General features: G+C 32.1%; 11 protein-coding genes. 8 read left to right on the top strand and 3 right to left on the bottom strand.

Features of this window, described 5'->3' with window-relative positions; genetic code table 11:
* Positions 1 to 283: 283 nt before the first annotated feature.
* The 7 genes from ML436_11735 to ML436_11705 all read left to right on the top strand — a co-directional run bounded on the left by ML436_11735 (position 284) and on the right by ML436_11705 (position 8850).
* Positions 284 to 1090: an inositol monophosphatase family protein gene (locus ML436_11735; GenBank protein UMT77789.1), complete on the top strand. Its 807-nt coding sequence runs from the start codon at positions 284 to 286 to the stop codon at positions 1088 to 1090.
* 123 nt (positions 1091 to 1213) lie between these two features.
* On the top strand, positions 1214 to 2161 hold the full coding sequence (locus tag ML436_11730; GenBank protein ID UMT77788.1) for an LCP family protein: 948 nt from the start codon (positions 1214 to 1216) through the stop codon (positions 2159 to 2161).
* Between the two features lie 573 nt (positions 2162 to 2734).
* Positions 2735 to 5689 (top strand): formate dehydrogenase subunit alpha, encoded by a 2955-nt coding sequence (fdhF, locus tag ML436_11725; protein ID UMT77787.1) that lies wholly within the window; start codon positions 2735 to 2737, stop codon positions 5687 to 5689.
* Positions 5689 to 6162 (top strand): DUF1641 domain-containing protein, encoded by a 474-nt coding sequence (locus ML436_11720; protein ID UMT77786.1) that lies wholly within the window; start codon positions 5689 to 5691, stop codon positions 6160 to 6162. Before fdhF ends, ML436_11720 begins: the two co-directional genes overlap by 1 nt.
* Positions 6163 to 6392: 230 nt before the next feature.
* Positions 6393 to 6626, top strand: coding sequence for a hypothetical protein (locus ML436_11715; GenBank protein ID UMT77785.1), 234 nt, complete (start codon positions 6393 to 6395; stop codon positions 6624 to 6626).
* Positions 6627 to 6646: 20 nt separating this feature from the next.
* Complete coding sequence (locus tag ML436_11710; GenBank protein ID UMT77784.1) at positions 6647 to 7423, top strand: N-acetylglucosaminidase; 777 nt, start codon at positions 6647 to 6649, stop codon at positions 7421 to 7423.
* Between the two features lie 302 nt (positions 7424 to 7725).
* The gene (locus ML436_11705; GenBank protein ID UMT77783.1) at positions 7726 to 8850 is read left to right on the top strand and encodes an FAD-dependent monooxygenase; all 1125 of its coding nucleotides are present in this window, start codon (positions 7726 to 7728) and stop codon (positions 8848 to 8850) included.
* A gap of 90 nt (positions 8851 to 8940) precedes the next feature.
* On the opposite strand, the gene ML436_11700 is transcribed toward ML436_11705, so the two are convergent.
* From ML436_11700 to ML436_11690, 3 genes are all read right to left on the bottom strand, one after another.
* Positions 8941 to 9894: a 2-hydroxyacid dehydrogenase family protein gene (locus ML436_11700; protein ID UMT77782.1), complete on the bottom strand. Its 954-nt coding sequence runs from the start codon at positions 9892 to 9894 to the stop codon at positions 8941 to 8943.
* Between the two features lie 256 nt (positions 9895 to 10150).
* Complete coding sequence (locus ML436_11695) at positions 10151 to 10660, bottom strand: CHAP domain-containing protein (protein UMT77781.1); 510 nt, start codon at positions 10658 to 10660, stop codon at positions 10151 to 10153.
* Between the two features lie 235 nt (positions 10661 to 10895).
* A complete protein-coding gene (locus ML436_11690; protein UMT77780.1) occupies positions 10896 to 11318 on the bottom strand; it encodes a DUF4870 domain-containing protein in 423 nt (140 codons plus the stop codon).
* A 244-nt stretch (positions 11319 to 11562) separates the two neighbouring features.
* Here ML436_11690 and ML436_11685 point away from each other — a divergent pair, with 244 nt between their 5' ends.
* Positions 11563 to 12645 (top strand): NAD/NADP octopine/nopaline dehydrogenase family protein, encoded by a 1083-nt coding sequence (locus ML436_11685; protein UMT77779.1) that lies wholly within the window; start codon positions 11563 to 11565, stop codon positions 12643 to 12645.
* Positions 12646 to 12704 lie beyond the last annotated feature (59 nt).

Genomic DNA, 12704 nt, shown 5'->3' with positions numbered 1-12704 from the left:
GAAAACGCTTACATTAAATGAAAGATTGTGCTATTATATTATTTGTAACAGGGGGAGCGATTAAACAAAGGGGTAGAGCTATATAACAGATAGCTTTTAATCGTTCAAGTTACATCACAACATCTTCAATATTTATTACTTACTTTCCTTTCTATTTGTCGGCTAGCACGTGACTAGCCGATTTTTTTTATGGAAATTATTATTTAAGAATTCATTTGTATATTTGATTCTTTTGATATAGGGTAATACTAAAATGATTATGATATAAGAAGTGGTGAACTAAATGACAGAAAAAACATTACAACAGATTGATAAATTAATTTGTAATTGGTTGAAACAATTAGATACTATCATTCCACAATTGATAAATGAAATGACTACAGAAACGAAACGCCATAGATTTGACTTAGTAACAAATGTCGATAAGCAAATTCAGCAACAATTTCAAACTTTTTTATGTACACATTTTCCAGAACATGAGTTATTAGCAGAAGAAAAAAGTAATGATAAGATTACGAAAGATATAAAAGATTTGTGGATTATGGATCCTATTGATGGAACTGCAAATTTAGTGAAACAACAAGAAGACTATTGTATTATATTGGCTTACTTTGTTGAGGGAAAACCAATGTTATCTTACATATATGATTATCCTCATAAGCAACTGTATAAAGCGATTAGAGGAGTTGGTGCTTTTAGTAATGATTTGAAGTTAGAAGCACCTGAACCTATACCATTAAAAGACGCAATTGTTTCATTTAATGCACAAGTTATGAATATGGAAACAGTACAAGACTTATTTAATGCGTCATTTAGTTATCGTCTAGTTGGAGCATGTGGGTTAGATTCAATTCGTGTTGCAAAAGGACAGTTTGGTGCGCATATTAATACAAACCCTAAGCCTTGGGATATTGCAGCACAATTTTTATTTGCGGAACTACTCAATTTGAAAATGACATCTTTAAATGGTGATAAAGTCGATTATCTTAAAGGTGGTCCGTTTATAATTAGTAACTCGGCATGCCATCAAAAGATTCTAGAAATTTTAAATGATAATGGTGGATATAAAAAACAAAGTAGTCATGTTTGAAAATAGAAATAATAGCGAAAAATAGTAATACGTCCTTAGAAGTATAGTAAAAAAATAATTTTACTATATAATAAATAGGGAAAACAGATAAAGTATGTATGGAATAGTAAAGGAGTGGTGGGATTGAAGCGTTCAGATAAAAGTAAAATGAGCCTACCTAAGAAAATATTTTTATGGGTATTTGGTATTTTAGTCATTTTAGCGATTGTAGCAGTAGTTTATGTAGCTGCTAAAATTTTTATTACTGGTAATAAAATTCATAATCCGTTAGATCGTAACAAGTCAGAATTAAGGGATAAAAAAGTTAGTTTAAAAGATGGGGATCCATTTACAATTGCTTTATTCGGTGTCGATTCGGATGCTGATCGTAAGAAAAAGGGTGGCGGAGAGCGTAGTGATAGTATAATGATTTTATCTATTAACCCTAAAACAAAGAAAACTGAAATTGTTAGTATACCTCGTGATACAAAAGCTGATATTGTAGGGCGTGGTACAACGGAAAAAATCGCGCATGCTTATGCATATGGTGGGCCTAATATGGCTGTGAAATCACTTGAAAAATTAATGAATGTACCAATTGACCATTATGCGACAATTGATATGGATGGTTTGCATAATATGATTGATAGCATCGGTGGCGTTGATGTAGTAAGTAATGATACATTCACAGTTGATGGCATTCATTTTACAAAAGGTCAGCAAACACATGTGAATGGTGATCAAGCTTTGAAATTTATTAGAAGTCGTAAAGAAGAAGGTGCTGGTGGAGATTTTGGTCGTCAACAGCGTCAACAAATTGTTTTAGAAGCGATGGCTAATAAAATTGCTAGTCCGTCATCAATCACACATTTCAATAGTCTGATGAATGAAATTCAAAATAACGTGAAAACAGATTTAACGTTAGGTGATCTGAACACGATTAGAAGCAATTATAAAGATGCTAATGATACGATTAATAAACATCAATTAAGTGGACAAGGCGGCATTCAAAGTGATGGATTGTATTACTTCATTCCGAGTGAACAGTCTAAATCTGAAAGCACGAAGTTATTAAAAGATAATTTAGAGTAGTCATTTAGTGACAACATTTAATTTCATGTAATTTCATGTCACTAATTGAATGACAGCATAGGTTTAATTGTCTATAAATTTAATATAAAACATTGCAGTAGCCTGTAGGTGAAAAGAGCTATACTTTTCATTTGCAGGCTTTGTTATATTTTAAATGATTAGAGTAAAATGCAATCAGTCAAAATATAGTTACAGTAAGTGATAATAGTTTGTCTTGATTATTAGTCAAGTCATTACTTGCTACTATAAATTTATATAGGTTTAATTAATAATTTTATGGAAAAGGGGTATTAATAAGTAGTATGACTAATTTTATAAATGAAGTATCAAAGTAGCAAAGATGATAACGATTTTCAATTAAATGAATAATGATTAAATTTCGCGCTAATTATTTGTAATGCAAAAGTTTGCAAAAAAGCAAAATACAAAATTCTACTTAACAACTAGTACATAAAGTAATACAATTAAATTAATTCTATCTGAAAGATGTGGGGGCATTTTTTAATATAGATGGGATTGTAGTAATACTTAATAAGTCATTTACGGAAAAAATATATAGACGGGGTGAGTAATATGCAAGAACATTTGGTGGTTACACTTGATGGAAAAGATTATCTTGTAGAACCTGGTACGAATTTACTTGAGTTTATTAAATCACAAGATACTTTTGTACCTTCAATTTGTTATAACGAATCGATGGGACCAATTCAAACGTGTGATACATGTACTGTTGAAATTGACGGCAAAATTGAACGTTCATGTAGTACGGTGATTGATCGTCCAATGACTGTAAATACTGTGAACAATGATGTGAAAGATGCTCAAAAAGAAGCGCTTGACCGCATTTTAGAAAAGCATATGCTGTATTGTACAGTGTGTGATTACAATAATGGTGATTGTGAAATCCATAACACTATGGATGCATGGGGATTACAACATCAAACTTATGAATATAAAGAAAAACCTTATGAAAAAGATTATGGTCCATTTTACCGCTATGATCCAAATCAATGTATTTTATGTGGACGTTGTGTAGAAGCATGTCAAGATATTGAAGTGAATGAAACTATTAGAATTGATTGGGATCGTGAACATCCACGTGTTATTTGGGATAATGATGTACCGATTAATGAATCTTCATGTGTATCTTGTGGTCAATGTGCAACGGTATGTCCATGTAATGCCATGATGGAAGTGAATATGGAAGGTAATGCAGGTTATATGACGGATACTGAACCTGGTTCTTTAGCAGCAATGATCGATTTAACTAAAAAAGCAGAACCTGGTTATGGTCCATTATTTGCAATTTCAGATTCTGAAGCAGAAATGCGTAAAGAGCGCATTAAGAAAACAAAAACAGTATGTACATATTGTGGTGTAGGATGTTCATTTGAAGTTTGGACGAAAGATAGAGAAATTTTGAAAGTACAACCATCTCATGACTCTCCGGCAAATAAAATTGCGTCATGCGTTAAAGGTAAATTTTCATGGGGACATATTAATTCAGATCAACGTTTAACAAAACCATTAGTTAGAAAAAATGGTGAATTCCATGAAGTTGAGTGGGATGAGGCATTAAACGTGATTGCTGATAATTTCACATCAATTAAAGAAAAATATGGTCCAGATGCGTTGTCATTTATTTCTTCATCTAAAGCAACAAATGAAGAGTCTTATTTAATGCAAAAATTAGCGCGACAAGTAATTGGTACAAATAACGTTGATAACTGTTCAAGATATTGCCAAGCGCCTGCAACAAAAGGTTTATTTAGAACTGTTGGACACGGCGGTGACTCTGGTAGTATTCAAGACCTAGAAAGAGCAGCGATGTCAGTGTTAATTGGTACAAATACTGCAGAAGCTCATCCAGTTATCGCATCACGCATGAAACGTGCACAAAAATTATTTGGTCAAAAAATACATGTATTTGATATTAGAAAACATGAAATGGCAGAACGTGCGGATCGTTTTTATCAACCTAAACCAGGTACGGATTTAGCGTGGTTAAGTGCAGTGACTAAGTATATTATTGATCATGATTTACACGATAAAGCATTTATCGATGAGTGGGTAGATGATTTTGATGAATATTACAAATCATTAGAAACATTTACAATGGCTTTCGCTGAAGAAGCAACAGGTATTCCTGAATCAGAATTGATTAAATTTGCTGAAGAATGTGCTAAAGCTGAATCTGTTGTTATTTGTTGGGCAATGGGTATTACACAACAAGATATTGGTAGTGACTCAAGTACAGCGATTTCCAATTTATTACTAGTAACAGGTAATTATCGTCGTCCTGGTACAGGTGCATATCCATTACGTGGACATAATAATGTTCAAGGATGTAGTGATATGGGAAGTATGCCTGATAAGATTACGGGTTATCAAAGTATTGAAGCGGATGATATTCGCGCTAAATTTGAAAAAGAATATGGCGTTAAATTGAATCCAAAAGCTGGTAAAGATAATCATGAAATGGTAGAAGGTATACATGACGGAGAAGTACACTCATTGTACCTATATGGTGAAGATACGGGTATAGTGGATTCAAATATTAATTTTGTACAAGCTGCATTTGAAAAATTAGATTTCATGGTTGTACAAGATGAATTTTTAACATTCACAGCAACATATGCAGATGTTGTATTGCCAGCAAGTCCTTCACTTGAAAAAGACGGTACTTTTACAAATACTGAACGTCGTATTCAACGTTTATACCAAGCATTAGAACCTCTTGGCGATTCAAAACCTGACTGGAAAATTTTCCAAGCAATTGCTAATAGATTAGGATTTGATTGGAATTACAAGCATCCTAGTGAAATTATGGATGAAGTTGCACGCTTAACACCTCTTTATGCTGGGGTAAGTTATGATCGTTTAGAAGGATTCAATAGTTTACAATGGCCAGTACAACCTGATGGTACTGATGAGCCTATACTATACTTAGAAGGATTCAATTTTGATAATGGTAAAGCGAAATTATTCCCATTAACATTCGATAACTTCTTTAAACAAGATGAAGTTTATGATATTCATGTAAATAATGGAAGATTGTTAGAACACTTCCATGAAGGTAACATGACATATCAAACACCAATGATTAAATATAAAGTGCCACGTGCTTTTGTTGAAATTTCTCCTGAACTGGCAGAGGATAGAGGTATTCATGAAGGTGCAGAAGTTAAATTAATTTCTGATACTGGAGAAGCTGTATTACAAGTACATGTGACAGATCGTGTTAAAGGCAAAGAAATTTATATTCCATTAAACAATGATGCGATGGAAAATGGAGATTTAGGTGCAATTAACTTGTTAACAAATAGTGATGTTGATAAATACACGGATACTCCGTCTTACAAACGAACTAGTTGTCGTTTAGAAGTCATTACGAAACGTGGAAAATCACCATTAAATCCAAATAACTTCCGTGTAAACAAAAAACGTCACCCGCAGTATAGCGTACAAGTACAGAAAAAATGGGAACGTCCAGATTATGTTTTCCCAGGAAATCAGGTGGATAAATAATGGCTGAGAGAATATCATCTAAAATTAGACGCTTAGAAAAATCGGAAGAACAAATAAAATTAGAAAGCTTGAACGAAGTTACTGAAGCAATTGCTGCAAACAAAGATAGCATTTTAAAAGCAATCAAGCTCATTAAAACATTAGATGATGCAAAACTATTAGATGCATTAAATGGAGCAATTCGAGGACGTCAAGTCATCATAAATAAATTTGCAGTTGAACTTAATAAAGATATTTATACAGGGCTATTATCTAATATGGCTTCAATGGTATTTTTATTAGGCGAACTGAATGTATCAGATTTAAGCGACTTCCTAAATAAAGTTAATAAAGGATTACACGTTGCCAATCAAGCGAGTCCAAATGCTAAGACAACTATAAGAAGTCTATTGGGCGTATTGAAAGATGACGACATGAACCGTAGTTTAACTTACATGCTTAATATGTTGAAAGGTATGTCTAGAGAAGAATAAAATTATTACAATGAAAAGTGTTTCTACACGCAAGCAGTGTAGGAGCACTTTCTTTAAATTCTATAAAAATTGAAAAAGGTGCTTTTTGTTGGAATAAATGAATAATATTGAAAAACAAAAAAATCACGTGCTATTGTGAATCAATCATCGACAGGCCTATGAAAAATCATGTATTATTATGATTATGTAAGTTATTTAAATAAAAAGGGTGAGTGCATATTAATTCGAGAATGTTAAAAACGTCAGCTGTAATATCTAATACCTTATTAGTCATAGGTTTAGTTTGTTTATTTATGATGAAGTTAGTATTAGCTATTACTTTTTTTGCTGTTTCATTATCAATTAGTCTAGTTGTCTTTAATATGATGTTCAGAGATAGAACGACGATGAAAGTAATCGTTAACGCTTCTTTTTTAATCGTAATATTAGCGATTGTTGTGGCATATTTTTTATTGTCTAAGTAAGAAAATGAGGTTTTGTCTATATGAAGAAGAAATTCAAGTTACGCATATCAACACTACTATTAATGATCATTTTAGTTGTATTTGCTGTGTTACTTATTGTTAATGAAACAAGTTTATTTAAAAATGATGTAAATTATTCATTTGATCAAGCTGTATCGATGCAACAAGGGAAAGGCATCATTCAGACTAAAGAAGATCATGGTAAATTTGTTAAAGCAGATAATAATGAAATTGCTAAAGCTATGACCATTTCACATAAAGATAGTGATATGAAATACATGGATATCACAGAAAAAGTGCCAATGTCAGAATCTGAAGTTAACCAGCTTTTAAAAGGTAAAGGTATTTTAGAGAATCGAGGGAAAACTTTTCTAGAAGCCCAAGATAAGTATGAGGTTAATGTCATATACCTTGTAAGCCATGCATTAGTTGAAACTGGTAATGGTAAATCAGAATTAGCTAAAGGCATTAAAGATGGTAAAAAACGCTATTACAACTTTTTTGGTATAGGAGCATTCGATAGTAGTGCTGTACGCAGTGGGAAAAGCTATGCGGAAAAGGAACAATGGACATCTCCAGATAAGGCGATTATCGGTGGAGCTAAGTTCATTCGGAATGAATACTTTGAAAATAATCAATTGAATTTATATCAAATGCGTTGGAATCCAGAAAATCCAGCACAACATCAATATGCAAGTGATATTTATTGGGCAGATAAAATTGCCAAGTTAATGGACAAGTCATATAAAGAGTTTGGTATAAAGAAAGATGAAATTAGACAAACATATTATAAATAAGACATCGACGTTCAAAGGAGCTGGAACAATTTATTGTTTTAAGCTCCTTTAGCGTATTTTAACGGGAATATTCGTGGGTGTAATTTATAATTTAAGACGATAGATTGAACATGTTTAGGGATATTGAATGTACATTAATCTCGTTTTGGATAAAATTGTTTTTGACATTTGTACCATCATTTTTATTGTTAAAATTAGGCAAAATAAATCTTACAACTATATATAGTTGATAAGTAGAGTCATTTTTAAACAATAGCGCATGTGATAAAATAGGAAAGAATGAAAAATATAGAGGTGACAATATGAAGATAGCAATTATAGGTGCAGGCATCGGTGGATTAACAGCAGCTGCATTATTACAAGAACAAGGTCATACTATTAAAGTGTTTGAAAAAAATGACTCTATTGATGAAATAGGTGCTGGGATAGGTATTGGAGATAATGTGCTTAAAAAACTAGGCAATCATGATTTAGCCAAAGGTATTAAAAATGCAGGACAAATCTTATCAACGATGACAATATTAGATGACAAAGATCGTCCATTATCTACAGTTAAATTAAAAAGTAATACATTAAATGTGACTTTACCTCGTCAAACACTTATTGAAATTATAAAATCATATGTTAAAGATGATACAATTTTCACAAAACATGAGGTTACTCACATCGATAATGATACAGATAAAGTAACAATTCATTTTGCCAATCAAGAAAGTGAAGCATTTGATTTATGTATTGGAGCTGATGGAATCCATTCCAAAGTAAGACAATCTGTAAATACTGACAGTAAGGTATTATACCAAGGTTATACATGCTTTAGAGGATTAGTTGATGATATCGATTTGAAGCATCCCGACTGTGCAAAAGAATATTGGGGAAGAAAAGGTAGAGTAGGTATTGTTCCATTATTAAATAATCAAGCATATTGGTTTATTACTATTAATACTAAGGAAAATAACCATAAATATAGTGCATTTGGAAAACCACACTTACAAGCTTACTTTAATCATTATCCAAACGAAGTTAGAGAAGTATTAGATAAGCAAAGTGAGACTGGTATTTTGTTGCATAACATTTATGATTTAAAACCATTAAAATCTTTTGTTTATGGACGTACCATTTTATTGGGAGACGCGGCCCATGCAACGACACCTAATATGGGGCAAGGTGCTGGACAGGCAATGGAAGATGCTATTGTATTAGTAAATTGCTTTAATTCATATGATTTTGAAAAAGCATTACAACGTTATGATAAATTACGAGTTAAGCATACTGCTAAAGTAATTAAGCGCTCTAGAAAAATTGGTAAAATTTCCCAATATCGTAGTCGTTTAGTTGTTGCAGTTAGAAATCGTATTATGAAAATGATGCCAAATGCATTAGCAGCTGGACAAACTAAATTCTTATATAAATCGAAAGATAAATAAAATAACTATACGAAAAACCCCGTATGTTGTAGTATGTTTACAACATGCGGGGTGAAATTTTGTTTGATTTAATGAGTAATAATTAAGCGTTTAGTTTACAACGAATTGTGGCTTTTCACCTTGAGCTGCGCTAATAGCTGCATTAGCAACTATTTTTGACATCATATCGCGAGCTTCAAATGTAGCATTACCAATATGTGGAGTTAGTACTACATTTTTAAGCGATTTTAAGTCATCCGTAATTTCTGGTTCGAATTCATATACATCGAGTGCAGCACCTTCAATTTCGTTATGTTTCAAAGCTTGAACAAGTGCTTGTTCGTGCACGATTGGACCACGAGAGGCATTGATTAAATACGCCGTAGATTTCATCATTTTAAATTGTTCTGTATCAATTAAATGATGCATTTTAGGATTGTAAGCAGCATTGATAGTGATAAAATCTGCATTTTTTAATAATGTATCTAAATCTACGTATTTAGCACCAATCTCACGTTCTTTTTCTTCTTTGCGATGTGGGCCAGTATATAAGACGTCCATGTCAAATGCTCTGGCACGACGTGCAACTGCACTACCAATTTCTCCTAAACCGATAATACCGATTGTTTTACCTGATACTTCGCGCCCTCTGAAAAATAAAGGTGCCCATCCGTCAAAACCAGTTGTACGTGATAATTCATCACCTTCAACAATGCGTCGAGCAACAGCAAGAACTAAGCCGATTGTTAAATCAGCAGTTGCATTTGTTGAAGCCTTTGGTGTATTTGTAACATCTATATTTTTTTCTCGTGCATATTCAATATCAATATTATTAAAACCAGCACCATAGTTTGCAATGATCTTTAAGTCTTTACCTGCATCGATAACATCCTTATCGACGTTAGTTGATAATAAACTGATTAAAGCAGTCGCACCTTGTACACCTTTAATTAAAGTGTCTTTATCGACTAATCCTTTACCTTCATACATTTCAACTTCAAAATGTTCTTGTAAAAGTTTTAAACCTACTTCTGGTATGGCACCAGCAACATAAACTTTTTCCATAAAGCTCACTCCTTTTAATCTAGTATAGTAGAAGATTAGAGTGTATACAACTATGTCGTGATTTGTTGCATATCAACGGTGTAAGCGCGTACTTTTAAGAGTGAGATAGAGTGATTAATATATTTAACAAGGCTAAAAAATATGATGTATTAATTATGAATATAAAAAAGAGCTTATCCTAAACAGGAAAGCTCACTAGTTATTGATAACATATTTACCGGACAAGATGTCCAAGTGATATGTATCTATATACTTATTAAATATGAATGTAATTGTAGTTACCAGCTTCACTAGCTGAAATAGTTCTTGAACTTACTGAGAATGGACCACCACTATAGTTCATTTCTGAAATTGTTACTGAACCATCACTGTTAACACTTTCAACATATGCAACATGACCAAATGGTCCTTCAGATGATTGTAGAATAGCACCTTTAGAAGGTGTATGGTTTACTGTGAATCCAGCACTTTGAGCAGCTGAAGCCCAGTTGTTAGCATTTCCCCAAGTAGAACCGATTTCTCCGCCTACTTTATCATATACATACCAAGTACATTGACCAGCTGTATATAAGTTACCTGCATGGGAAATTGATGAAGTTGAAGTAGTTGTAGTAGTTGTTGTAGTAGTTGTTTGAGTCGTGTTGTAATTGTAGTTGTAGTTATTATAATTTGTATAATTTTCAGCAGCATCTGCATGATGCGCGTGACCTACTAATGCTGTACCGATACCTGCTGTTAATGTAGTTGCTGTTACTAATTTTTTCATGAATAAAGTCCTCCAAAGTTCTATATCTTTTTTTATAAATAAAACGTAGCGACTGTTTTATTCTCACATCTCAATTGATGACAATAGTTACTTTAACAAAATTAATCTCATTTGTGGGGAATGTTATTGTTTTGTAAAAGAATAAAAAAACTTTGACTAATTTTGTAATAAAAAATAGCCAAAGTTACAATGAGATTAACAGGTAATTAATAGAAAATATTTATTTGTAATATGTTTAAATAAATCGGATTGTTAAAGGTATTACATATTCTTGGCCATTATAATATTTGACACACGCAATAATTGTGAAAACAAAAGATAATATTGAGAAAGCAAATATGGATAAAATACCAATAAATGTAATGATGAAACCTATAATGATAATGAAATCAATATCGGTAGCAATTAGGAAAACACCTATCAAAGTTATAATGACTAAAATGATAGACCAAATAATATAAGAAATCGTATAGTTAAAATAATTTTTTCCAGCACGATCAACTAGTTTCGATTCATCTTTTTTTAATAACCATATAATCAGTGGACCAATAATAGATGTGAATAAACTTAATAAATAGATAAGCATCGCCATAATGTTTTCATCATTGGATTTGCGATTCGGTTGTTGATTTGTTACGTCATTCATTTCAGTTGTCATATTAGACACTCCTTTGAAAATTGTAATATTATCTTTAACTATAACAAAATATAATCAAAATAAACATGTTTATTAAACAATTATTAAATTTAAAAATAAGTGGTAGACGTTGGCGTTTAAATAGGTTAATTTAAGGATATATATACTTAACATTTATAATGATGCGTGATGAATTCGCATCATTTTTATATTGTCTTACGTATAATGTATTTTTAAACAAAGAAAGATAGAAAGAGGGTTGTTTATGAAAATAGCAATTGTAGGATCAGGAAATGGTGCGGTTACGGCAGCAGTGGACATGGTAGACAAAGGTCATGAAGTTAAATTATATTGTCGTAATCAATCAATAAATAAATTTCAAAACGCAATCGACAAAGGTGGATTCGATTTTAATAATGAAGGCGAAGAACGTTTTGTAGAATTCACTGATATTAGCGATGATATGGAGTACGTGCTAAAAGATGCTGAGATTGTGCAAGTTATCATCCCATCTTCATACATAGAATATTATGCTGATGTAATGGCAGAGCATGTGACGAATGATCAGTTGATATTCTTCAACATGGCTGCAGCAATGGGAGCAATTCGTTTTATGAACGTTTTGGAAGACAGACACATTGATACTAAACCTCAATTGGCTGAAGCTAATACATTAACGTATGGCACACGTGTTGACTTTGAGAATGCAAAAGTTGATTTATCTTTAAACGTACGTCGTATCTTCTTTTCAACGTATGACAGAAGTTGCCTAAATGATTGTTATGATAAAGTTTCAAATATTTATGACCATTTAGTTAAAGAAGAAAGTTTAATTAAGACAAATCTTGAAAATGGTAATCCTGAAGTACATCCAGGACCAACTTTATTAAATGTGGGGCGTATTGATTATGCGGGTGAGTTTGCATTATATAAAGAAGGTATTACAAAACATACGGTAAGATTATTACATGCAATTGAGTTAGAAAGATTGAATTTAGGGCGTAGATTAGGATTTGAATTATCAACTGCGAAAGAATCACGTATTGAGCGTGGTTATTTAGAACGTGATAAAGAAGACGAACCATTGAACCGATTATTCAATACAAGCCCAGTATTTTCTCAAATTCCAGGACCAAATCATGTAGAAAGTAGATATTTAACTGAGGATATTGCATATGGTTTAGTATTATGGTCAAGCTTAGGTAAAGTCATTGATGTGCCGACACCAAATATTGATGCTGTCATTGTTATTGCATCAACAATTTTAGAACGTGATTTCTTTGAAGAAGGATTGACTGTTGAAACTATTGGTTTGGATAAACTAGATTTAGATAAATATTTAAAATAAAAGTTAGTTTAAATATAAAAAGCAAATAGAAATGTACTAATGGAAAGTAAATTGAAGAA

It is taken from the genome of Staphylococcus roterodami (assembly GCA_022493055.1).
Classification (GTDB): domain Bacteria; phylum Bacillota; class Bacilli; order Staphylococcales; family Staphylococcaceae; genus Staphylococcus; species Staphylococcus singaporensis.
The sequence above is the reverse complement of the archived record's forward strand: the minus strand, read 5'-3'. Positions and strand labels throughout refer to the sequence as shown.